The 21,896-nt window shown below is 45.8% G+C and carries 22 protein-coding genes; 3 read left to right on the forward strand and 19 right to left on the reverse strand.

What is annotated here, in order from left to right; all coding sequences use genetic code 11:
- Positions 1 to 2: 2 nt before the first annotated feature.
- From RIF36_RS23005 to RIF36_RS23050, 10 genes are all read right to left on the reverse strand, one after another.
- Positions 3 to 659, reverse strand: a complete 657-nt coding sequence (locus RIF36_RS23005) for a DUF5683 domain-containing protein (RefSeq protein WP_350120476.1) — start codon at positions 657 to 659, stop codon at positions 3 to 5.
- On the reverse strand, positions 659 to 1,570 hold the full coding sequence (locus RIF36_RS23010; protein ID WP_350120474.1) for a ParB/RepB/Spo0J family partition protein: 912 nt from the start codon (positions 1,568 to 1,570) through the stop codon (positions 659 to 661). The genes RIF36_RS23005 and RIF36_RS23010 overlap by 1 nt, the downstream gene beginning before the upstream one ends.
- Positions 1,570 to 2,358: a ParA family protein gene (locus RIF36_RS23015; RefSeq protein ID WP_350072030.1), complete on the reverse strand. Its 789-nt coding sequence runs from the start codon at positions 2,356 to 2,358 to the stop codon at positions 1,570 to 1,572. Before RIF36_RS23015 ends, RIF36_RS23010 begins: the two co-directional genes overlap by 1 nt.
- A 241-nt stretch (positions 2,359 to 2,599) precedes the next feature.
- Positions 2,600 to 4,420, reverse strand: a complete 1,821-nt coding sequence (gene yidC, locus RIF36_RS23020) for a membrane protein insertase YidC (protein WP_350120470.1) — start codon at positions 4,418 to 4,420, stop codon at positions 2,600 to 2,602.
- 24 nt (positions 4,421 to 4,444) lie between these two features.
- A complete protein-coding gene (pyrG, locus tag RIF36_RS23025; protein ID WP_350072032.1) occupies positions 4,445 to 6,067 on the reverse strand; it encodes a CTP synthase in 1,623 nt (540 codons plus the stop codon).
- A gap of 197 nt (positions 6,068 to 6,264) precedes the next feature.
- Positions 6,265 to 6,837 (reverse strand): YceI family protein, encoded by a 573-nt coding sequence (locus RIF36_RS23030; RefSeq protein WP_350072033.1) that lies wholly within the window; start codon positions 6,835 to 6,837, stop codon positions 6,265 to 6,267.
- Between the two features lie 100 nt (positions 6,838 to 6,937).
- Positions 6,938 to 8,059, reverse strand: coding sequence for an aspartate aminotransferase family protein (locus tag RIF36_RS23035; protein ID WP_350120467.1), 1,122 nt, complete (start codon positions 8,057 to 8,059; stop codon positions 6,938 to 6,940).
- A 111-nt stretch (positions 8,060 to 8,170) separates the two neighbouring features.
- Positions 8,171 to 9,388 (reverse strand): DUF5050 domain-containing protein, encoded by a 1,218-nt coding sequence (locus RIF36_RS23040; RefSeq protein ID WP_350120464.1) that lies wholly within the window; start codon positions 9,386 to 9,388, stop codon positions 8,171 to 8,173.
- Between the two features lie 90 nt (positions 9,389 to 9,478).
- Positions 9,479 to 10,384, reverse strand: coding sequence for an aminotransferase class IV (locus tag RIF36_RS23045; RefSeq protein ID WP_350120461.1), 906 nt, complete (start codon positions 10,382 to 10,384; stop codon positions 9,479 to 9,481).
- A gap of 163 nt (positions 10,385 to 10,547) precedes the next feature.
- Entirely contained in the window at positions 10,548 to 11,267 is a 720-nt protein-coding gene (locus tag RIF36_RS23050; protein ID WP_350120458.1) for a sulfotransferase-like domain-containing protein, read from the reverse strand.
- Between the two features lie 237 nt (positions 11,268 to 11,504).
- Here RIF36_RS23050 and RIF36_RS23055 point away from each other — a divergent pair, with 237 nt between their 5' ends.
- On the forward strand, positions 11,505 to 12,692 hold the full coding sequence (locus tag RIF36_RS23055) for an MFS transporter (RefSeq protein WP_350120455.1): 1,188 nt from the start codon (positions 11,505 to 11,507) through the stop codon (positions 12,690 to 12,692).
- A 4-nt stretch (positions 12,693 to 12,696) separates the two neighbouring features.
- Here RIF36_RS23055 and RIF36_RS23060 read toward each other — a convergent pair whose 3' ends face one another.
- From RIF36_RS23060 to RIF36_RS23070, 3 genes are read right to left on the reverse strand one after another with little or no spacing between them, the layout of a single operon-like run.
- The gene (locus RIF36_RS23060; protein WP_350120453.1) at positions 12,697 to 13,692 is read right to left on the reverse strand and encodes a nucleoside hydrolase; all 996 of its coding nucleotides are present in this window, start codon (positions 13,690 to 13,692) and stop codon (positions 12,697 to 12,699) included.
- A gap of 34 nt (positions 13,693 to 13,726) precedes the next feature.
- Positions 13,727 to 14,029, reverse strand: coding sequence for a DUF1330 domain-containing protein (locus RIF36_RS23065; protein ID WP_350072040.1), 303 nt, complete (start codon positions 14,027 to 14,029; stop codon positions 13,727 to 13,729).
- 26 nt (positions 14,030 to 14,055) lie between these two features.
- On the reverse strand, positions 14,056 to 14,883 hold the full coding sequence (locus RIF36_RS23070; protein WP_350072041.1) for a LytR/AlgR family response regulator transcription factor: 828 nt from the start codon (positions 14,881 to 14,883) through the stop codon (positions 14,056 to 14,058).
- Positions 14,884 to 15,062: 179 nt separating this feature from the next.
- Between RIF36_RS23070 and RIF36_RS23075 the strand changes: the two genes are divergently transcribed.
- Both RIF36_RS23075 and RIF36_RS23080 read left to right on the forward strand, forming a co-directional pair.
- The gene (locus tag RIF36_RS23075; RefSeq protein ID WP_350072042.1) at positions 15,063 to 15,683 is read left to right on the forward strand and encodes a hypothetical protein; all 621 of its coding nucleotides are present in this window, start codon (positions 15,063 to 15,065) and stop codon (positions 15,681 to 15,683) included.
- Between the two features lie 10 nt (positions 15,684 to 15,693).
- Positions 15,694 to 16,842 carry a serine hydrolase domain-containing protein gene (locus RIF36_RS23080; RefSeq protein ID WP_350120450.1) on the forward strand — a complete coding sequence of 383 codons (1,149 nt, stop codon included), beginning with the start codon at positions 15,694 to 15,696 and terminating at the stop codon, positions 16,840 to 16,842.
- A 49-nt stretch (positions 16,843 to 16,891) separates the two neighbouring features.
- Here the strand turns inward: RIF36_RS23080 and RIF36_RS23085 are convergent, their stop codons facing one another.
- The 6 genes from RIF36_RS23085 to RIF36_RS23110 all read right to left on the reverse strand — a co-directional run bounded on the left by RIF36_RS23085 (position 16,892) and on the right by RIF36_RS23110 (position 21,888).
- A complete protein-coding gene (locus RIF36_RS23085; protein WP_350120447.1) occupies positions 16,892 to 17,335 on the reverse strand; it encodes an NUDIX domain-containing protein in 444 nt (147 codons plus the stop codon).
- Positions 17,336 to 17,453: 118 nt separating this feature from the next.
- Complete coding sequence (locus RIF36_RS23090) at positions 17,454 to 17,600, reverse strand: carboxypeptidase-like regulatory domain-containing protein (protein WP_350149692.1); 147 nt, start codon at positions 17,598 to 17,600, stop codon at positions 17,454 to 17,456.
- Positions 17,601 to 17,837: 237 nt separating this feature from the next.
- Positions 17,838 to 19,520, reverse strand: a complete 1,683-nt coding sequence (locus RIF36_RS23095; protein ID WP_350120444.1) for a TonB family protein — start codon at positions 19,518 to 19,520, stop codon at positions 17,838 to 17,840.
- On the reverse strand, positions 19,517 to 19,879 hold the full coding sequence (locus tag RIF36_RS23100; protein WP_151997073.1) for a BlaI/MecI/CopY family transcriptional regulator: 363 nt from the start codon (positions 19,877 to 19,879) through the stop codon (positions 19,517 to 19,519). Before RIF36_RS23100 ends, RIF36_RS23095 begins: the two co-directional genes overlap by 4 nt.
- Positions 19,880 to 20,027: 148 nt before the next feature.
- A complete protein-coding gene (gene fabF, locus RIF36_RS23105) occupies positions 20,028 to 21,284 on the reverse strand; it encodes a beta-ketoacyl-ACP synthase II (RefSeq protein WP_350120441.1) in 1,257 nt (418 codons plus the stop codon).
- Positions 21,285 to 21,321: 37 nt separating this feature from the next.
- Positions 21,322 to 21,888 carry a TetR/AcrR family transcriptional regulator gene (locus RIF36_RS23110; RefSeq protein WP_350120438.1) on the reverse strand — a complete coding sequence of 189 codons (567 nt, stop codon included), beginning with the start codon at positions 21,886 to 21,888 and terminating at the stop codon, positions 21,322 to 21,324.
- Positions 21,889 to 21,896 lie beyond the last annotated feature (8 nt).

Here is a 21,896-nt window from a genome sequence, read left to right on the forward strand (position 1 = left end):
CCTTAAAAACTTATTTTAATGCCCAGGCCTGCGTAGGCGTAGCCATTTATATTGCCAATAGTGGGTGTGTAATTGATGACAAGTTCGTCATTTATATCAAATTCGTCGAGGTGGGCAGCGATATGTGCGTCTACAATGTTCAGCATGTATACCACGCCGGAAATAACAATCATATAGTCCCTGTTTCGGCGGAAACTGTCAGTATTACGGCGCAACGCCGTTTCGTTAAACCTCGGAAACGGATTGATAGTGTTCGGATCCTCGTCTACTTCAGCAAAAAGAGATTGCCGGAAGATGTTGTAAAGGCGGTTGTTGGTGTAAATCATATGTCCTAAGACGATGAAAGCACCATAGTAAACTGGCACTTTCCAGATTTGCCCCACATACGCCTGTCCCATACCGGGAAATATGGCGGAAAGCATGGCAGCTTTCTGCGGATCAAGCGTGCTGAGCTCTTCTTCAAGCATGATGCCTTTGGGGAGGTTTGAAACACTATCTCCTCGTATGATCAGGGGCTCGCCGGTTATTACTTCAACTGAATCACCTGATATTTCCTGGGCTTGCACAAATTGACATAAAAAAAGCAGCAACGCCGCCAAAGATATACCTCTCCAGGCAGGTGTAGCTGCTATCAATTTTAAAGCTTCCTTTCGGAACATCAGATGTTCAGTATTTCCAAAATTCTGTTGAGGTCCTCGGTAGAAACAAAAGGTATTCTAATTTCTCCTTTGTTTTTTTCATCTGCCTTAAGCGAGATCCGGGTGCCAAAGTGCGAAGATAGTTTATTTTGGAGGTTTTTTACTTCGGGTGATAACGAAGGATTGGCCGTTTTATTGAGGTTCGGTGATTCAGGAGCTTTTTGAGTGTACTCCCTTACCAACGACTCTACTTTTCTGACAGAAAGATCTTCGCTGATAATTTTCTTAAAAATACTCAGCTGAGTAGCAGGATTGTCGATGCCAATGATGGCCCTCGCATGGCCCATAGAAAGCCTGCCATCACGCAGTGCTATCTGGATATCAGGGGGAAGCTTTAAAAGCCTGAGGTAGTTGGTGACAGTTGTTCTGTTTTTACCAACCCTGTCACCCAGTTCTTCCTGCTTCAGGTTGCATTCGGAAATAAGCCGCTGGTAAGACAGCGCAATTTCAATGCTATTCAGGTTTTCCCGCTGGATATTTTCTATTAGCGCCATTTCCAGCATCTGCTGGTCATCGGCTGTTCTGATATAAGCAGGGATGCTTTCGAGTCCGGCTAGCTTTGATGCCTGTAAACGGCGCTCACCGGAGATCAACTGAAACTGGTTTTTGCTTAATTGCCGGACGGTAATTGGCTGAATAATGCCCTGAACCTTGATGGACTCAGAAAGCTCAGCTAATGCTTCTTTGTTGAACTCAGTTCGTGGTTGAAACGGGTTGACCTCTATTTGCGCCACAGGAATCTCACCGATAGAATTGGCGGTACCTGCTCCGGAGCCGCTTAGCTTTTCAGAAGTATTGGTATTGTCGTCAAGCAAGGCTCCAAGGCCTCTTCCTAAAGCATTTCTTCTTTTAGGTAGTTTATTGTCCGTCATCAAGCGCTCACTTTTGGAATCCTCATTTCATTCCTTTTCAGGATTTCTTCGGCCAGGTTGAGGTAGCTGATAGCTCCCTTGCTTTCCGCATCGTGCGCTATAGCCGGCAAGCCGAAACTTGGAGATTCACTTAACTTAATATTTCTTGGTATGATTGTTTCAAACACCAGTGACTTGAAGTGGGTATTAACCTCCTCCACCACCTGGTTAGAAAGCCTGAGCCTCACGTCGTACATGGTGAGCAAAATGCCTTCTATTTCCAGCGCTGGATTAAGCCTCGACTGAATGATCTTGATAGTATTCAGGAGTTTACCCAAACCTTCGAGGGCGAAGTACTCACACTGAACGGGCACCATTACCGAGTCGCTGGCAACGAGGGCGTTGATGGTGATCAAGCCCAATGATGGAGAACAGTCGATGATGATGAAGTCGTACTCGTCCTTTACCAGGCCAAGAGCGGTTCTCATTTTTTCTTCTCTGCCGCTGATGCTTACCATTTCTACCTCGGCACCTACCAGGTCAATGTGGGAGGGCATCAGGTACAGGTACTCCAAATCCGTTTTCACAATGGCGTCGTGAGGATCGTCTCCGTTCACCATACATTCGTAAATACTAACTTCCACCTCCTTTGGGTTCAAGCCTACACCTGAAGTAGAGTTGGCCTGAGGGTCAGCGTCTACAATGAGGGTCTTGTACTCCAAAGCGGCTAAGCTGGCAGCTAAATTGATGGCCGAGGTTGTTTTACCTACTCCGCCTTTCTGGTTCGCAATCGAAATGATTTTGCCCATGAGAAAATCCAAAAATTGGTTCAGGAAACTGGTTTAAACCTCCAAATAAGCGACTGATTTAACAAAGGTCTTCTTGGGGGAAGCACAAATATAGATGAATAAAGAAGAATTGTTAGTGAATGGCTTATTTGGTAATCCCCAAGTTATCCACGGGTAATTCACAGTGGAGAGAAGTTGTTTGTTAAAGGTTATCAGTTAATAGTTTTTTACCACTATTAACCAATAACCAATAACCAATAACCTATTTCTTCTTCCTCGAAGCATTGCCAGCCTTCATGGCTTCGTCCAGTCGCTGCTGGAACGATGATTTTTTCTTGTTGGCGTTCTTCTTTTTGTTCTCTTCCAGTTTCAGTTTGATTTTGTCTTCATCCACAAACCGCCTGATCAACATCTGCTGGCCAAATGACAGAATGTTAGAAACAAAGTAATAGTAAGTCAAGCCCGCTGCGTAAGAGTTCAGGAAAAAGAGGAACGTAATAGGCATGATGTACTGAAGCGTTTTCATAGGCCCCTGCACGGTGGTCATCTGGCTGTTGCTCCAGGTATACAGTATGGTAGAAGCCGTCATCAGCAAAGTGAACAAACTGACGTGGTCTCCATAAAATGGGATCACGAAAGGAAGGTTCAACACGCTGTCATAAGTAGACAAGTCATGCGCCCAAAGGAATGATACCTGCCTTAGCTCGATGGCATTTGGGAAGAAATAGAACATCGCAAACAAAATTGGCATTTGCAGTAGCATGGGAATACAACCGCTGAGAGGGTTAATGCCAACCTTCTGGTACAGGGCCATGGTTTCCGACTGCTGCTTCTGCATGTCGTCAGGGTACTGTGCCTTGATTTCATCTATCTCGGGCTTAAGCACCTTCATTTTCGCCATGCTCATGTACGACTTGTAGTTGAGCGGGAAAAGAATCATTCTCATCAGAATCACGATAATGATAATGATGATACCGTAGTTGGTCATGAAGCCTTCCAGGAAATGAAAAACTGGGATCGTAAATCCTTTATTGATCCAGCCCAGTATGCTCCAGCCCAGGTTGATATTACTGCTGAACTCTGGCGCTACGTCTTTAAGGGTATTGTATTCGTTCGGGCCAAAAAACAATTTGCCAACCAGGCCACTGGTTTTCCATCTTTCGGCTGGGAGGGTAAGGCTTACCATGGCCTCTTTTACCTTGGTGGTGTCGGCTACGGCATATTTGGTGGCCACATAAGCACCGGAAAAACCATCATTGGCAATAATAGCCGCTGTAAAGAATTTCTGTTTGATGGCTACCCATTGAATGGATTCGCTGATTGTTTCTTCCTCCAGATCTTCCGATGTGGCGCTGAGTTCATCAGTTTCGCCTGCTGTAGTGTAATAGTTGATGGTCGTCCGAATGCGGGAGTCTTTGAGATCACTCTCAACTCTTTTCACATCATTTTTCCACTGGAGCACAACAGGTTCCTGACTAAGGTAATTGTCCAGCCCTTTGGTAGTCAGTGAATAGCCAATCTCATAGCCTTTACCATAAATGGTATAGGCCTGCTCGATGTACTGACCAGTGCTTAGGGATGCTCTAAGAGTAACTGTGACAGAATCCTTGCCCGATACCTTCTTTGATGTAACAGAAGGCTTAAAATAGAAATCGTCAAGCTTCAGGTTCCTGTTTTGGCCGCCAAAGCTCAGGTTCATTTTAGAGCTTTGCTCATCCAGCAGGATAAGCGGTTTGCCATCGAACGTTTTGTAGTTCTTCAGCTCAACCGAGGAAACAAAACCGCCCTTGGTGCTGATAGACACTTTGAAGTCATCATTCTCCAGTGCAACCTCATTGTTCTTACCTGAAGCAATGGCTGCAAATGCACCAAACTTTTCTTTGAGCTGGCTGTCTTTTACCGAATCAGCTAAAGGCATGAAGGCGGTGGTAGTAGTGTCGGCTGAAACCTGCGAAGGCTGCACCACGCTTTCGGTAGTGGCTACTATCGGCTCTTCAACTGGAGGATCGGGGGCAAAAAATGTAAAATAAACGGTGAGCAAGATCAACATCATGACCATCCCAATTACTTGCTGTCTATCCATTATTTCTTATTCTGAGGTGATGTTTTATTTATATGTTTCTTTTTTGAAGGCAAGAGCAGCCTTTACGAAGCGGACAAAAAGAGGATGGGGGTTCATCACGGTGCTTTTAAGCTCCGGGTGAAACTGACTACCAACAAACCATGGATGGTCTTTCAATTCCATTATTTCCACAAGCTTAGTGTCGGGGTTTATACCCGTAGCAAGAAATCCTGCTTCTTCAAATTGCTCCAGGTATTTACTATTAAACTCATAACGGTGTCTGTGGCGCTCCATAATTTTTGAGTGACCATAAGCCGAGAAAGCTTTGGAACCTTTCTTCAGCTCGCATGCATATGCACCCAGCCTCATGGTACCACCCATTTTGGTTACTTTTTTCTGAGCTTCCATCATATCAATGACGGGTGCTTTTGTCTTCGGATCCATCTCAGTTGAGTTGGCCTTCGGTATATTTAGTACGTTTCTTGCGAATTCAATTACAGCACACTGCAAACCAAGGCAAATTCCAAAGAATGGAATCTTGTCTTCTCTGGCATATTTTACCGCCTGAAGCTTGCCTTCCCAGCCACGTTCACCAAATCCTGGTGCTACTAAAATGCCATGTTTGTCCTTCAAAAGGCGCACCACATTGTCGCCGTCAAGTTCTTCAGAATTAATCCACGACAGCTCCACACGGCACTCATTATGCGCTCCTGCATGTACGAATGCTTCTGCAATAGACTTGTAGGCATCTTTGAGTTGCACATATTTACCCACAAGGGCGATTCTTACCTCATCTGTCGGATTCTTAAGTCTGCCCAGGAATTCCTTCCACTGGTCAATTTGAGGTTCTTTCTTGTGAGAAAGCTTCAGCTTGGTGAGTACTCTTTCATCCAGCTTTTCTTTTCTCATGAGAAGAGGCACATCGTAGATGGTCTCAGCATCCTGTGCTTCTATCACGCAGTTGCTGGCCACGTTGCAGAAAAGCGCCAGCTTCTTGCGGATTTCGCTGGTAAGGGTGTGTTCAGTCCTGCAAACAAGGATGTCTGGTTGGATACCAGCCTCCAGCAGTTGTTTTACAGAGTGCTGCGTTGGCTTGGTTTTTTGTTCGCCTGCAGCCTTCAGATAAGGAATAAGTGTCAGATGGATGGATACAAAATTATTGATACCCAATTCAAACCTTGCCTGGCGAACTGCTTCAATAAAAGGAAGCGACTCAATATCGCCTACGCAACCTCCGATTTCAGTAATGACGATATCGTAGTCGCCTGTTTCTCCCAGCTTGTAAAAGTTGTTTTTTATTTCGTCAGTAATGTGCGGAACCACCTGAACGGTCTTTCCCAAAAAATCACCCCGACGTTCTTTGGTGATCACATTGTTATATATACGCCCGGTAGTGACGTTATTATCCTGTGAGGTTTTTATGTCCAGAAATCTTTCATAGTGGCCAAGGTCAAGGTCGGTTTCTGCGCCATCATCAGTTACGTAACACTCACCGTGCTCGTAGGGATTTAATGTACCCGGATCGATATTAATATAAGGGTCAAACTTTTGGATAGTTACCCGAAAACCCCTGGCCTGCAATAACTTGCCGAGAGATGCTGAGATAATACCTTTGCCTAGTGAAGACGTAACGCCGCCCGTTACGAAGATGTATTTTGCTTTGGACATAAGAGGTGAGTTCCGAAATATTCTTTCGGGACACAAAGGTAGGCCTAAAACTGAAATAATTAAACTTTAATGAAATTTGATTGGACGCTATAACCCAATCACTCGGAAAAAGTAAAAGGCAGGACTAGCCTGCCTTTCTATAATCAAATTAGGGTGATTCTCGGGTTATGTTAAAATGGAAACCTCCACAAAGTTAATTAACTTTTCGGAGCATTCAACTCAACATTACAAGTAATCTGAACTTCGTCGGCCACCACGAGCCCGCCAGCTTCAAGCGCAGCATCCCATTTCAACCCGTAGTCAAACCTGTTGATTGCGCCGGTCACTTTAAAGCCAGCTTTCATGCCTCTTCCTGTATCGACTTTGCCATTATACTTAACATCGAATTTTACTGGCTTAGTTACATCACGCATGGTGAAGTTTCCTGCCAGGTAATACTTACCTCCCTCATTCACGATTTTGCCGCTGAACTTGATGGTTGGGAATTTTTCTGCATTGAAGAAGTCATCGGATTTCAGGTGGGTGTCTCTTCTCTCGTTGTCGGTATCAACAGACGCAGCTTGAGCAGTGAACTCAACGACAGCGCCAACAAATTTATCGTCACCACCAGTCACTGTTCCCGAGAAATCCCCAAAAGTCCCATCGACTTCAGAAACAACCATGTGAGTAACTGTGAATTTGATGTTGGTGTGAGATTTGTCCAACTCCCAGCTTTGTGCAAAAAGGTGTGTGCTGGCCACTGCGAAAATTAGTGTAAGAAGTTTTTTCATAGTACAATCAGTTTATGTGTTGGTACAGATAACGGGATAGCGACCCTATTGTTTTACTAATAGACTAACTATCCATATTTGAGGACGTTTGTCAACACTTTCAGGATAGCTCTGCCTTTAATGCCGTAGCGAATAGTTCGATCTCTTCGGGTTTTAAGGCAAGCGAGGGAAGGAGGCGGATCGTATTGGGTTTTGCCTCGCCTGTGAAGATGTGATGCTTCATGAGTAAATCTTTTCTCACCGTTGTTTTCGTGTCAGGTAAGTCAAATCCTATGATAAGGCCCCGACCTCTTACATTTTGGGGGCCAACAAGACCCTGAATTTCTTTGATCCACTGGCTGCCGAGAGAGAGCGTATTGCTCATTAATTTCTCGCTTTCCATCACCTCAAGCACGGCCAGGCAAGCCACGGCTGCCAGGTAGTTGCCGCCGAATGTTGTGCCGAGCATACCGCTCCACGGTTTGATGTCGGGGTGAATGAGCACGCCTCCCACGGGAAAGCCATTGCCCATCCCTTTGGCAGTGGTAATGATGTGAGGTTTGATGCCTGCGTACTGGTGAGCAAAAAATTTACCGGTACGGCCATAGCCACACTGAATTTCATCGAGAATGAGAATGCATTCCTTCTCCTTACACTTTTTATCAATGAACTGTAGGAAGGAATCACTGGGCATGCGGATGCCTCCTACGCCCTGTATGCCTTCTATGATGACCGCAGCGACATCGCCATCCAGCGCTTCGGTGAAAGCTTGCTCATCGTTGAGCGGGCAAAAGACGATTTCGTGACCAGCATTGAAGGGGGCCACAATCTTTGGATTGTCAGTGGCGGCCACAGCGCCGGATGTGCGACCGTGGAAGGCCTTGTCAAACGCAATGACCTTCTTTTTGCCAGTAACAAACGAAGCGAGTTTCAGTGCATTTTCGTTTGCTTCTGCACCTGAATTGCAAAGAAAAAGCTGATAGTCGGGATACCCGGACATGTTGCCCAGCTTTTCTGCCAATTGTTCCTGCTGCGGATTCTTGATGCTGTTGGAGTAAAATGAAATTTTCGAAAGTTGCTCGCTTAACCTCTCTACATAGTGCGGATGGGAGTGACCGATGGAAATAACCGCATGACCTCCGTAGAGGTCGAGGTACTTGTCTCCTTTGTCGTCCCACAGCCAGGAACCCAGTGCTTTTACCGGCGTGATGTCGAAAAGAGGGTAAACGTCGAATAGTTTCATTTTGCTTGAGAATAAGGGGGCAAAGATGAAAAAAAACGTCAGATTAAGTGTTAAAAATGAGAATGCTTTTACCGATCAAGCCAGGCTTAAATGCAAGTGCTCAATCACCGCTTAGAGTTGTATGAGGGTGTTTCCGATAGACAATTCAGTGTTTGATAGCCAGTCTATTTTTTGATCGAACCACCCACCTCTTTCAAAACCAGTTAGCTGCCGGTAGCTTGTGTTTGAAAACTCGTAAACCCAAAGCGCCCTTTGACCGCTTCTTGTGCTGTAAAAAGCCAATTTTTGTCCATCCGGAGATAACGATGGAGAGAATGATGACCATTGATCATTTAATACGACTTCTGCTGTCCCGGACTTTTGGTTATACCTGTAGATTTTGGAAACCTCGTTTTGTGATCCAGAAAAGTAAATATCCTCTCCATTGGAGTGGATGCTGATTCTATCTATTTCAAAGCCAGTTGTTTTCTCGAGACCAGCAGTTTGTCTGCCAACAACCATCTCCTTTTGTTGTCCATCAGTTTTGATCCTCCAAATCAGGTTGTTCTCGCTGTCATCTACATAGTAAATCCATTTACTGTCCGCAGAAAACTCAATTGACGCTAAAGATTCGGATTGTACAGACAAATCGTTGAATGAATTGGCTTTAATAGTGTAGACCGAGAGTTTAAGGCTTTTATCAATCGAATTACTGTCATCCATTTTCTTTAGAACTGCTATCAATTCCCCGGATGGTGACCATTCGCATTCTGCAATGTTTTTGCCCACCTGCACGGATTCATTGTAGTAAGGGTAGATATATAAATCGGGCGTTTCGCTCCAACCACTGTAAGTTATTTGCGCAATAAAAGCCGCACTGTCGGTAGTAGGGGAGAAAGTGATTTTTTGTGCCTGGTCGTAGCGCCAGGAAATACTGCGTGTCTGCTTCAGCTTTGAAGCCACTACCATAATAGTGTCGTATTGCACTAACGAGAACCCTCTTTTGTTGGCTCTTACGGTAATGTAGTAGGGTATCCCGTTTTCAAGGTCATTAAGGGAAATTCTGTTTTCGTTTGTGAACTGAGTAGCAGTTCGTCTGAAATCGATGCCAGGTTCTTTAGAAATAAAAATATCGTAGGACTCTGGTCTGTTTACCTTCTGGGGGAGTTGGCTAAGAGCTCCTGGTAGCAAGCCATGACCGGGCCGGGTAAACCGTATGTCGACTCCAGACTCTTTTGGATAGCCAACAAGCTTATAAGGGAGCAGCGGTTCATCCGAAAAATCCTCTTTGCTGCATGAGAATGAAATAATCAGACCAGAAATAGACAGCAGTGCAACTAATTTTCTCATAGGGTATCCTTATTAAGATAAATATAAGAATATTAGAAGAACGAAATGGTTGGGGGCGGAATATAAATACTTAGTATTTTTTGCTAAAAATCAACCAATTTTTACTCCCCGCACCCTTGTCTCTTCTTCATGCCATTTCTGGAACTGTTTAGTCACAGGCCCAACTTTTCCATCCCCAATCTGCCTACCATCTACTTCCACAGCGGCAGCTAGGCCACCCTCTGTTCCAGTGGTGAACATCTCATCCATGGTGTACATTTCGGCAATGGTCACGTTCTTCTCTTTCCACTTCATGCCATTTCTATCGGCTAGTTCGAGCATAAGTGCTCTGGTGATACCAGGCAGACAGAAATCTGCGAACGGTGTGATGAGCTCTCCCTTTTTCACAAAGAAAATATTGGTGGTGTTGGTTTCGCTCACATAGCCATTCAGGTCAAGCATCACAGCACCGTCGCAATTAGCATGGTTGGCTTCGATCTTCGCCAGGATATTATTGATCAGGTTGTTGTGGTGGATTTTTGAATCCAGACACTGAGGAGAGTTCCGGCGGATGGAGGACGTAATCAGTGTCAGGCCCTGCTCGGTGGTATAAATAGGGGCTTTCCATTCTGCCAGCACAATGAGCGTGGGGCCATACTGGTTCAATTTTGGATTCATGCCGGAGGTAATCTTTTTGCCTCTGGTAAGAGTCAGCCTGATATGGGCATCGTTCATCATGCCATTCACTTTCAGCGTTTCTACCACAGCCTTTTTCACTTCCTCTTTCGTTGGTGTACCAGCAAAAGCCATAGCCTTGGCCGAGTTGACTAATCTTTCGAGGTGTTCGTCCAGCATAAACACTTTCCCGTTGTACACTCTCAAGCCTTCCCATACTGAATCTCCCCCCTGCACTACGCTGTCAAACACCGACACTTTGGCGTCTTCACGGGCATAAAATTCACCGTTGATGTATACTCTGATATCGTTGTTTTTTGGGTTAGGTAATTTTGGATCCATGAGGAGAAAGTTAATGGTTATTGATTAAACGTTATTAGGGGAGGAGGACGGTAATGGACAATTAATAGTGTACAACAGATAATGGATAATTGGCAATGGGTTAATAGTTATTGGTTAATAACCTTGAGCATACTATTAACCATTAACTATTTCTTGATGCAATTTACACTTTGACAGCACTTTTGTAAAGCTCTTCATATAGTTCAATGCTTTCATCCATCAGCGGCTGTAGGTCGGGCCGGATCTTCTCATTTTTAGGGGTGTATTGGGCGAAACCAGTCGACTTGTGCACGTTGTCGTACCAATAGGGAGCCCAGGCTCCATCTTCCGGCCTTGCGCCGGCCTCCCAGGCCAGCATTTGTTTGTAGAACGGGATACCGACAAAGCTGCAAAATGCTCTTAGCATACCCTCCGGATTAAGCAGAAGGTCTTTGGAGTCGAAAATGAATGTTTCTTTACCGGACGCCTTGAGTCTTTGGTACAACTCCAATTGCTTGTCAAGGCCGGTGTCACGCAGGATGGGATGAGGTAGCTGATTGACAAGCGACGGAAGCATTTCTCTTGGGTCACGAATGAGAAAAAGGTTGACGAGGTCATCGAGAAATGATTCATCAAGGCCTGTCAGGTGGTGGCACATGTTCTTGATGAAATAGACCGGTTTATCGTTAAAGCCCAGGATAGTTTTAGAGATAATCTTGTCAGGATCTTTTTCCAAAACTTCCAGCAAATGGTCTTTCCCGGGGTGCTCTGAACCAGTCACTTTTAGGTAATAGCCGTACAGCGGCTCATCCACTACCGCAGTGTCGGGCCGTTGGGCAAAAGAATACATCAAAGCCGTGGAAACATTGCGTGGGCCGGACCAAACTGAAATGCGAAGCGTCATAAACTAAGAATGATAGGCGAATATATTTTGAAATGGGTGTAAATGGTACTAATACAATCGGTTTCGGTGATAAATACCCATTGAAGCTTTCATGCATGCATCGGTTTGATGATTTTTGCATGCCATTGAGTTAAGAGCATTTTACCCTTGCATTCCCTAAAGGGCTCAACTAGCATTGGGTTCTCCCTTTAGGGTTGGGGTTAGAAGGGTGATATTGATCGTTAACCTCTTAACTCAATGACGTTGATCCTTATGGATATGACCGACCAAACTTCCTCTGTAATTTTGAATAAAACAAGGCTTCGGATTGCTGTGGCCTCTATCTTTTTTGTGCACGGTCTTAACTTTTCCAGCTGGGCAGCACGAATACCTGATATTCAGCTTAAACTGGGACTTAGCGAAGCAGCGCTTGGCGGTGTGTTGTTGGTTTTGCCTTTAGGTTCTCTTGCTTCGTTACCGTTTTCGGGAGTTATTATCGATAAGCTCGGTAGCCGCCTGGTGGTGCTGGTGGCAACACTTGGATACGCTCTTACCTTGCCTTTTCTTGGCTTTTCTTCCAGTGTAGCTATGCTAAGTGTTGGGCTCTTCATCTATGGCTTTTTTGGCAACACCGTGAATATAGCTGTGAACACACAAGCCATCGGTGTTCAGACACATTACGGGCGAACCATTATGGCTTCGTTTCACGGCACCTGGAGCCTGGCGGGTTTTACCGGAGCGGGCATCGGTACTTTGATGGTGGCGCTTGGCGTTGAGCCTCAGATGCACTATCTGATCATGTTGGCACTGGTAGTAGTAATTCTATCAATTAACTACCCGCATACCCTGAAAGAAGATGTGAACAGGAACACCGGTAAGTTCAAATGGGTAAAACCCGACGGAACGCTGGTCAAGATTGGCCTTATTGCGATGTGTGGTATGATGAGTGAAGGTTGTATGTTCGACTGGAGCGGTGTCTATTTCAAAAAGGTGGTGGAAGCTCCGGAGGCTTGGGTTCCGCTGGGTTTCAGTGCCTTCATGATGACCATGGCAGGGGGTAGGTTTATCTCCGACCGACTCACGAATAGATTCGGCATAGGCACGGTGTTGAAAGCCAGTGGCATCCTCATTGCCAGCGGCCTGCTGTTCGCAGTGGCTTTGCCCTATTTTGCGACTGCGTTGATTGGGTTTCTTCTGGTGGGCTTTGGCGTGTCTTCGGTAGTGCCCCTTGCTTATTCGGTGGCTGGCAAATCAAAAACCATGTCAGCTGGCATGGCGCTGACCATGGTAAGTTCTATCTCGTTTCTCGGATTTCTTTTAGGCCCGCCACTTATCGGTTTTATTGCCGAGGCCAGTAGCTTGCGTGCATCTTTCCTATTCATCGCTGTTATTGGTAGCCTGGTGGCAGTTATTACCTCGATGAGCAAGACGATTCAGCGGGCCTGATATTTTACTTTTTTGGCTGATACATCATCAACTCATCAATCAACTTGTTGACTTTGCTGATCTCCATTTTCTCCACCAGACGAGCATGGCCTTTACCGCCTGTGTCCCAGGTGTTGGTGCCAGTGGAGTCGACGGACATGTGGCCTGATTCAATGCTGTAGTAGGGATCGTAGCCTTTTACAGCTACCAATACTGCCGTTTGATCCCAACTCATGCGCCCTGCTGAGTCTTGTGGATCCAATGGAATGGCAATGCGAAACGCATCTTTCACAGGACTGTTTTTGATGGCTGCGTTATTGATCAGGGGAAGTCCGGTTTTTATTTTTTGCCCAATGTGAAATCCGCTAAGAAGGATGGGGGTCGGCCACTCTTCCATTACCTGCATCGATGCGATAGGGTCTCTTTTTACATTATATTCTGCCCCAGTTGGAAACCAACCAGCCATGCTTACCAGCTGCTTTACCTTTTTGGATACCAGCTGCTTGCCGGTGAGGTCGCTGAATTCGTCGGGAGCCGAATTGAGGAGGTTGGCAAGATTGGTAAAGAAGCCCACCGTAACGACGGTCACGCTGCCGTCGGGTTGGGCTGCCAGTACCTTGCGGTAGACCTCCACTGCGTCTGGTGCCTCATCATTTGACTGTAGCCGGTGGGGGTAATTAGCAGTTACCGAATCGGTCCAGTGCTGCTTGTCGGTGTCGGCTACCGATGGCCCTTTAGGAACGCCGATGGGCAAGCCTGGCCTTCCAAAGTAAGTGTTGAACACGTCAATGGCCGCAGCTGCGTTCGGGTGGCTACAGCTGGCAACGGTCGCCAGAAAATTCACCTGACCACTGTCGGCCAATGCATGGAGGAGGGTGATCGCTCCGACATCATCGTAGTCCGGTCCAAAGTCCGTGTCGAAGATCAGTAGAACAGGCTCTGTCTTAGTTTTAATTTTATCATCGCATGCCGCACTGCCAAGGAGAACGACTACCGCAGTTAAGAGACTGAAATTCTTCATCTTTTTTTGCTACAATATACAGCTAACTGCCACTCTATAGTTTCTCCCCTTTTATCAAAGTCACCGACTTGATGGATTCTTCCTTCAGGTGTAGAAATTTCTTTCTTTCCTCGTCCTTCATATAGGCCTCGAAATCGGCTTGCGATTCGAAGCTCACATAGTGAATTTCGTAGGGCTGTTCTATGTCAAGATCAATGTACGACTCCCTTGTAGGCCGAAGTCTGAAAAGCAGCTTTCCGTTGTAGAGAGGGATACGGGGAATGGCTACAGCTTCAAACTGATCGAAGACGTCTTCTTTGCCTTCTTTGAGGTAAATGAGTTGTGTAAGATAAAGCATCTTGGGTGAGACTAATCAGGGTTTGTTTATTGCTGCATCCAACTTCTGAATTCCTGCGCTTTTTTCCTACTCACAGTTATCTCTTCAGGCGGGCTCGGCGATAGTTTTAACAGTACTTTACCTGTTGGGTCATTTTTCATAGAGACGATGGCTCTCCGCTGAGCAATGCACTGCCGGTTGATTCTGAAAAAATCAGTTTTTTCCAGCCATTGTTCCAACTGGTCGAGCGTGTCATCTAAAGTGTACTCCTTACCTTCGAAAGTTTGGAGTGTGCTAAAGTCGCCTACTTTGTGTACGTAAGCAATAGTAGAGGCTGGGAGTGGCACCTTAGCTTTTCCAAAGTTGGCCAAAATCGTTTTTCTGGATACGGTATTTGTTTCCTGGGCTCCTGCTTTTTGCTCGAGCTTCGCCTCGTAATGTGCTCTCATATAGAGCAGACCGTAGGCCATTTGAATGATGGTGACCATCAGGCAGGCAAAAGGCACATCGTAAGCAAAAACTATGGCAACATTGAACTCTGGAGGCCTGGTCATGAAGAATTCGTTGTAGAAAAAGCTCACCAGCACAGTTAGCAGCACAGTAAACCCGTACACAACAAACCCCTGGATAAATCCCCGAAGCGCTGTTTGATCCTCCCAGGCCACTCTTCTGTCGAAGTGTACAATGGTTGCCCTTGTGACTGTAAAAATAATGCCGATCACCAATATGCTGGTGATTATGTCGAGGTAGTAAATCGGGGTGCTGAGCAGGTCTTTAAGCGAAGCCGTCTCCCCTGTATGGCGGTAAAGCACCCCAAAGAAGGGGACAAGCAGCCAAAGCCACTTGTCCTGGTAGCGATGTGAACGATGCTCCATATTTCACAAATATAGTTTTTCGCTAAATCTGTTTGTTGGGATTTTTTTGGCTGTTCTTTCAGGTGCCTAAAAGGTCACTTCGGGCGCTCAATTTGTTCTTTCATTCTTAAAAAAGCTGCAGCAAGCTAACGGAGGCACTTTTGTGACGTAAAACGCTCTGTCAAAAAAAACTCAGAAGAATGAAACGGAACTTAAAAAGAAAGATGCTTTTGATCAGTTGCTTGTTGTTCGCCATCTTGGGTTGCCAGCATGCAACAGAAGCTCAACAACTGCCGTCGCTAAAAGTAAGTGTGCTTTGCCAGGGGTTTGGTCATAGCCTGTCGGGTGTGCCCAACCCTTCGTTATCGTACGGTGTAAGGGTGGGCACAGAATGGAGCTACTTTACCAAAGGTATATTTGGCGTCGGTCAGGATGTCAACCTGGGCTGGTATGTGCACAAGCGCATGCAGCATTCCTGGATAGTGTCGACGGCACCCACCATCCGCATTGCCGCTAATGGTGGCTTTGAAGCGCATTTTTCATTTGGGGCCGGCAAGTCATTCAACCAGATGGCCCAAACGGGCTACAAAGACAATGGTGACGGAACCTTTACCAGGGAGAGTCATGCATTTTATTCCCCCTGGCTTCTCACAGGCTCGCTTGGGATTGGCTACAATCTGGCCAAGCGTTCAAACCTGAAAATGGCAGTCTTTGCTGAAACGCAAACGATAGCCGAACTGGTGCGAAATCAGTATACACCAGTTTTTCCTCATCACTTGCTTCACATAGGAGCGAGAATTCCTCTTTCGTCCAACTTTTAACATTCCCAAAATGAATAAGCTTGTCTATTTTTTATTGGTTTTCGGCTGCCTGTTACTGACCTCCTGTGTGGGAGATGTGGCGCCAGGTCCTGAGGTGTCGGATTGCAATACGAGTGCATACGATGTGCCTAATGCATTATTTTATGATTCACTGCTGCGGGAATACTGGCTTGAAACTGGGAGCCCGGGTGTGGTGGCCATGATCAGTCAACCCGGGAACACCTGGGTAGGGGCCGCCGGGCAAGCCGACATGGAAAGTGGTACTGCTATGCAAACCTGCCATCAGTTTCAGACGGGAAGCATTTCCAAGATGTTTACTGCCGCCACAGTGTTATTGCTACAGGAAGATGGCAAAATTGACATCGACGAAAAGGTGAGCACCTATTTACCGCAGCTGAGAGGGAATATTGAGCACGTTGACGTAATGACGGTGAGGCAGCTATTGAACCACACCGCCGGTGTACCAGATTACTACTACATGCAAGCGTATATTCTTGACATGATGAATGACCCGTCGTCGATTAAGCGTTCGGCAAAGGAGGCGCTGCGGAAGTATAACTACGGCAAGAAGGCCGATTTTTTCCCAGGAGAAGGGTGGAATTACAGTAATTCGGGTTATGTCATACTTGGTTGGATAATTGCGGAGGTGACCCAAAAGCCGTTTGAAGCCGTGGTGAAGGAGAAAGTAATTGACCCTTTGGGATTAGTGGATACCTATATGGTGGACTTCAGAAATTCCCGAAGGGCCAAGAACTATGTTGACCTGAGTGGCAAGGGTGTGCTGATTGAGTCGTCTAAATATGACGACGACGTGATAGGCACACCGGAAGGAGGTGTGGTGAGCACCGTGCAGGACTTGACGGCTTTTGCCCGTGGACTATTCTCCGGAGGTTTACTGAAAGAGGAATCTTTGAGTGAGATGATGTTTGTTCCCTGCGGACCGGATGCTATTGACGAAGGAGTTTGCGGATACACCCTTGGGTTGAGTTATTGGAAGGATACTGACTATGGCGACGCCTTTGGGCACAGCGGTGGCGAGGTGGGCATGGAATCGCTCCTGCTTTATTTTGTTGAACACGACGCCGTAGGGGTGTTTTTCAGAAACCGAAATGGCCCTTCGAGAAAGCAGTTTCTTTTCGATATGCTGATGAAAGAATAAAAAAATGGCCCTCACAGTATCGGGGGCCAGTTTTCATAGTATTCAGCATCTATATGTAATTGTAGAGCAGACTTACTTTGAACGTAGAGTGTTCTTTTCTTAACTCTTCAAAAAACCGTCTCGTAAATCCGCCCAGGTCATAGCTTTCAATTTTTTCAAGTGGTACCCATTCAAACTCTTCCGCTTCGTCATTCAAAACCACTTCAGAGGAGTTGGTTTTGCAAAGGAAGTCGATAAATATGAAGTGCTTTTGGGCTTCAAATGTGTCGCTGTAAACGGCTTCCTGCAGGCTGATTAGCTGGATGTCAAAGATGTCAAGACCGGTTTCTTCTTTTACTTCTCTTACCAGGGCATCTTCCATTTTTTCGCCCAGCTCTATGTGACCGCCGGGGAAAACATATTTGTCACCCCATTTCTTTGACTTACATAGCAAGATTTTGTTCTCGGGGTTGAAAATGATAGCGCCAACTGTTGGTTCGGGGTATTGTTTCATGTTGAACTATTGATAACGAATTATGCCCACTCAAAATAGCGGGCACAAATCAAGGTATCCAAAAATAACTGTCTATCCTCTGTTGCCCAACGATATCAATTTGACAACATGGAAATAATCAAAAAGCGGTTTTACGAGTTTTAAACCCTACGAATGAAACGATCAGATCACCACTTTCAACTTCAGTTACCAGCTTAAATGTTCCGTCGAGGTCAGAGACAGTACCAACTGTAGTTCCGATAAGTTTGATTTTTGGATGAAGAATCTACAGGTTTAAGGAAATGATAGCTGAATTTGACAATGTATTTCTCAGTAAAAGCAAAAAATACCTCAATACCTCCTGACTGCTGAATGATTGCAAAATGATAAACGCTAACAATTTGCCACGCCTTGTGAATACTGGAACACTAGAGCGCATATTCATGCAGCCAAATTGAATAAACTGTCATTTTTCCGAACGCATCCTTTGCTACATTAATCACTAAAGTTTTAGTACCGATTTCTAAAAAGCTAGTTTCTTGGTGTCGAAGCCTACGAATGAGAATACCACTTCACCGCTCTGGAGCGAAGTTTGTAGTTTGAATGAACCGTCACGATCCGAAACGGTACCAGCGGTTGTTCCAGCCAAAATAATATTGGTGCCGGGTATTGCCTCCCCTGATTCTAGTTTTATTTTGCCAGTTATCTCTTTTATGTTGCCGACTTGTTTCACCTGATAGCTATCGATCACAAACTTATCATTCACAAGGGTAGCGTGACTGGGAGCATCGGATTTAGTATTGGCGGTGAGCGAAAAATTGATGGGCAAAATCATTCGTTGACGAACTTTCTTTCCACGTTGTTGTGCGGGTGTCCACGGTGCAGAAGTTTCGATTACCCTCATGGCTTCTTCATCACATCCATCGCCTATCCCTGAGGTGATTTTCAGATTGGTGATTCGTCCGTCTTTTTCAACTACAAATTCTACTAGTACTTTGCCCTCTGTGCCCTTATTTTTAGCGATTGCTGGGTACTTTAGGTTTGAAGACATGAATTGATAGAGTGCCTGTATTCCCTCTGGATATTGGGCAACCTCTTCTACTAAGGTAAATACCTCTCCGCCTGTAAGGCTGGCCAAGAGGTAACCTTGCTTGTCTTCTGATATTGCGTAGGTTTTTAAAAGAATATATCCATCCCCTAATGAACTCCTGGCTTCGTCTGCGGATAGCTCCATGTAAACGAATTCTTTATCAGGGTACATTTTTCTGAAGGTGGGTATGTCAGCTTGCACCTCCTTGGGATACTGATTTGCTACAGTGCTGTCGCCTTGCTCTTGACAGGAGACAGCTATAAAAAATGCACCCAGGATAGGAGCAAACGCTGCCAGCTTCCACCACCCTGTTTTTTGTTTCATTGACTTGATCATGGCAATTCTTTTTAATGTAAGAGATTTATTGAAGTGATTCGCTATGTGATAGCCAGCTCCGGTCAGAGCCAGCCTGGCAATAAGGCTGCAATACAGCTGCTCTTCCCCTTTACTTATCGACAACTCGTCGGCTCGGTACTCGTGGGTTTCTACGAGGGCTTTTTTTAGCATATAAATGGAAGGATTGAACCAGAATAGGATTCGCAGGAGCTCCACAAAAAGAATGTCCAGGCTATGCCATTCTTTGTAATGCGCTAGTTCATGTGCAATTATTTTATTTTTAGAGTGCTCATCCAAATCGCTTAGCTGCCCAATGAAGACATGGTTGAAGAAAGAAAAGGCATAGTCGGTGCTATCCACTTCGTAAACTTTCACCGACCCGACATTTTTTACGAAACGGCCAGTAGATCGCTGTTTCAGCAAGGCAGCTATTCTTAATGTAAACTGAATAAAAAGTACTGAGACTATGGCCCAATATACCCAAAGGCAGATGGTCAGCAGGCTGAGAGATTCGTGTGTTGCTGGTGTAGTGGCTTTTTCTGCAGTCAGCAGAATGGCAGGTAGGTAATATCCATTCATGCCCATCGGGTCAGTTGGCAGCGAGCTAAAGGCTGTATGGAAAGACAGCAATGGCAGCACTGCCGCCGCAGTCATCATGCCGAGGAGCAACAGACGCTTTAAAAGAAATATTTGCTCTTGTCGCAAGAAGACTATGTAGGCCAATGCGAAAAGAAGAAGGCCAATATTCGCTTCGATTAGGTAAGAAAGGTAATTGTTCATTCTTGCTGGTTTTTAGCTTCCTCCATCAATTTTTCAATTTCCTCCTCAGATAAATTGTTTTCTTTAACAAAAAAGGAGACTAGCCCCTCAAAAGACCCATTGAAGTAACCCTTTAGGAAGTTGTTGAGGTAGAAGACGGTATATTTTTCTTTGCTTATAAGAGGGAAATATTCGTGGGTCTTTCCGTAAGCCTTGTGCGACAGGAACCCTTTTTTCTCCAGAATTCTCACCGTGGTGAGCACGGAGTTATAAGCCGGTTTTGGTTCGGGCATTTTCTCCAGAACGTCTTTCACCAACCCCTTCTTCAGGGCCCAGAATATTTTCATTATCTGCTCTTCAACTCTTGCCAGCTCTTTCATGGAAATTTTAAAACTAATTAATTAAGAATAAAACTAATCGATTAGTTTTAAAATTCAAACAGCCGAGTGAATTTTTTTTTTGGCGCCGTAAAAAACAGAAAAGGCACCCCAATCGGGATGCCTTTAAACTTTCGGTAATTAATAGTTTCTAGCTGAACCGTTTCAGAATTACTGTGGCGTTGTGTCCACCAAAGCCGAAGGTATTGCTCATCACATAGTCTACCTTTCGTTCCTGAGCCGTTCCAACCGTTAGGTTCAAGCCTTGCGGCAGCTCAGGATCCAGTGTTTGGATATTGATCGTAGGAGGCACCAACTGTTTCTGGATAGCCATGAGCCCCGCCAGGGCCTCAATCGCCCCTGCCCCGCCTAGCAAGTGGCCTGTCATAGACTTGGTGGAGCTGATATTCAGCTTTTTGGTGTGGTCGCCAAATACTGACATGATTCCTTTCAATTCGCTGGGATCACCCACTGGTGTTGAGGTTCCGTGTGTGTTGATATAGTCAATGGACTCCGGGTTTATTTCAGCATCCTCCAGTGCTGCCCGCATGCCCAGAGCAGCTCCTTCGCCCTCCGGGTGAGTCGCCGTGAGGTGATACGCATCGGCCGACATGCCGCCGCCCACAACTTCGCCATAAATAGTGGCGCCACGCCTGGTCGCATGATCCAGGCTTTCCAGGATGAGTGCTCCAGCTCCTTCGCCGATCACGAAGCCATCACGGTCGATGTCGTAAGGGCGGCTAGCAGTTTCTGGACTTTCGTTTCTTGTCGAAAGGGCTTTCATAGCACCAAACCCACCCACACCGGTTTCATTTACCGCCGCTTCTGACCCTCCGGTGACAAATGCCACGGCTTTACCCCACTTGATATAGTTAAAGGCGTCGATGATGGCGGTGTTGGAGCTTGCACAGGCCGATACGGTCGTGTAGTTGGGTCCACGGAAGCCATGGCGCATGGAGATTAAACCAGCTGCAATGTCGACGATCATTTTGGGAACCAGGAAAGGGTTGAATCTCGGCGTGCCGTCGCCCAGAGCAAACTCCATAATGTTTTCCTGAAGGGTAAGCAGCCCGCCATTGCCCGATGCCCAGATGACACCTACTTTGTCTCTGTTAAGCCCCTCAAAATTCAGTATGCCTGAATCAGCGATGGCTTGCTCTGAAGCTGCAATGGCGTATTGAGAAAACAAGTCATTGCGGCGAAGCTCACTTCTTTCGAGGTAAGGGCTGGGGTCAAAGTCTTTTACCTCGCAGGCAAAGCGGGTTTTGAACTTCTCTGCATTGAAATGTTTGATATTGGCAGCGCCAGACTTTCCAGCCGCCAGGTTGTCCCAAAACTCCTTTACTGAATTCCCAAGCGGGGTAATGGCACCAAGGCCAGTGATAACTACTCGTTGAGGATGTTGCATGGTTGTATGTAAGAGTTAATATTCATTTCAGATGGTTTTATTGGTTTACTCCCAGATCGATTTTGATGCCCTTAATCAAATCACTGAAAGTCTCATTCCCCATGAGCCTGGCTATTTGCACTCCCGCCGCAAGGTTGGTAATGATCATTGTTGCTTTCGTTTCGGGTTTCATGTCGAACGTAAACATACCTTCGGCTTTCCCTATTGCCAAAAGATTGGTGGCCCAGTCATGAATAAGGTGTGTAAGCCCCTTCATCACATTCGTCATATTCTCTGGTAACCCGTAGAATTCAACACTGATGGCACCCACGAGGCAGACTTTGTCATTTTCTGAGTTTATTGAATAGGTTTGAATGAAGGCATCCAGTTGTTCCTCAAGCGACAATGAGGCGGTTTCTTCCTTGAAGTCTTTGAACCGTTGTATAGCACTCCTGATTACTTCAAGGCCCAGTACCTCTTTCGTTGGGAAGTGGTAGTGAACAGCTGCATTTTTCACACCCAGCGTATGAGATATTTCGTGGTAGCTAAAGGAGTTGTATCCCTTGCTGCGGATGAGGTCTTCAGCCAAATCCAGTATCTGCTGACGTGTATCAAGGCGTGCCACAACGCAAA

This window comes from Imperialibacter sp. (assembly GCF_040222815.1).
Lineage (GTDB): Bacteria > Bacteroidota > Bacteroidia > Cytophagales > Cyclobacteriaceae > Imperialibacter.

What these genes read in the sequence shown, in the direction of transcription:
- RIF36_RS23005 (WP_350120476.1), bottom strand. Translation starts at nt 659, where the DNA reads ATGTTCCGAAAGGAAGCTTTAAAATTGATAGCAGCTACACCTGCCTGG.
- RIF36_RS23010 (WP_350120474.1), bottom strand. Translation starts at nt 1,570, where the DNA reads ATGACGGACAATAAACTACCTAAAAGAAGAAATGCTTTAGGAAGAGGC.
- RIF36_RS23015 (WP_350072030.1), bottom strand. Translation starts at nt 2,358, where the DNA reads ATGGGCAAAATCATTTCGATTGCGAACCAGAAAGGCGGAGTAGGTAAA.
- yidC (WP_350120470.1), bottom strand. Translation starts at nt 4,420, where the DNA reads ATGGATAGACAGCAAGTAATTGGGATGGTCATGATGTTGATCTTGCTC.
- pyrG (WP_350072032.1), bottom strand. Translation starts at nt 6,067, where the DNA reads ATGTCCAAAGCAAAATACATCTTCGTAACGGGCGGCGTTACGTCTTCA.
- RIF36_RS23030 (WP_350072033.1), bottom strand. Translation starts at nt 6,837, where the DNA reads ATGAAAAAACTTCTTACACTAATTTTCGCAGTGGCCAGCACACACCTT.
- RIF36_RS23035 (WP_350120467.1), bottom strand. Translation starts at nt 8,059, where the DNA reads ATGAAACTATTCGACGTTTACCCTCTTTTCGACATCACGCCGGTAAAA.
- RIF36_RS23040 (WP_350120464.1), bottom strand. Translation starts at nt 9,388, where the DNA reads ATGAGAAAATTAGTTGCACTGCTGTCTATTTCTGGTCTGATTATTTCA.
- RIF36_RS23045 (WP_350120461.1), bottom strand. Translation starts at nt 10,384, where the DNA reads ATGGATCCAAAATTACCTAACCCAAAAAACAACGATATCAGAGTATAC.
- RIF36_RS23050 (WP_350120458.1), bottom strand. Translation starts at nt 11,267, where the DNA reads ATGACGCTTCGCATTTCAGTTTGGTCCGGCCCACGCAATGTTTCCACG.
- RIF36_RS23055 (WP_350120455.1), top strand. Translation starts at nt 11,505, where the DNA reads ATGACGTTGATCCTTATGGATATGACCGACCAAACTTCCTCTGTAATT.
- RIF36_RS23060 (WP_350120453.1), bottom strand. Translation starts at nt 13,692, where the DNA reads ATGAAGAATTTCAGTCTCTTAACTGCGGTAGTCGTTCTCCTTGGCAGT.
- RIF36_RS23065 (WP_350072040.1), bottom strand. Translation starts at nt 14,029, where the DNA reads ATGCTTTATCTTACACAACTCATTTACCTCAAAGAAGGCAAAGAAGAC.
- RIF36_RS23070 (WP_350072041.1), bottom strand. Translation starts at nt 14,883, where the DNA reads ATGGAGCATCGTTCACATCGCTACCAGGACAAGTGGCTTTGGCTGCTT.
- RIF36_RS23075 (WP_350072042.1), top strand. Translation starts at nt 15,063, where the DNA reads ATGAAACGGAACTTAAAAAGAAAGATGCTTTTGATCAGTTGCTTGTTG.
- RIF36_RS23080 (WP_350120450.1), top strand. Translation starts at nt 15,694, where the DNA reads ATGAATAAGCTTGTCTATTTTTTATTGGTTTTCGGCTGCCTGTTACTG.
- RIF36_RS23085 (WP_350120447.1), bottom strand. Translation starts at nt 17,335, where the DNA reads ATGAAACAATACCCCGAACCAACAGTTGGCGCTATCATTTTCAACCCC.
- RIF36_RS23095 (WP_350120444.1), bottom strand. Translation starts at nt 19,520, where the DNA reads ATGAACAATTACCTTTCTTACCTAATCGAAGCGAATATTGGCCTTCTT.
- RIF36_RS23100 (WP_151997073.1), bottom strand. Translation starts at nt 19,879, where the DNA reads ATGAAAGAGCTGGCAAGAGTTGAAGAGCAGATAATGAAAATATTCTGG.
- fabF (WP_350120441.1), bottom strand. Translation starts at nt 21,284, where the DNA reads ATGCAACATCCTCAACGAGTAGTTATCACTGGCCTTGGTGCCATTACC.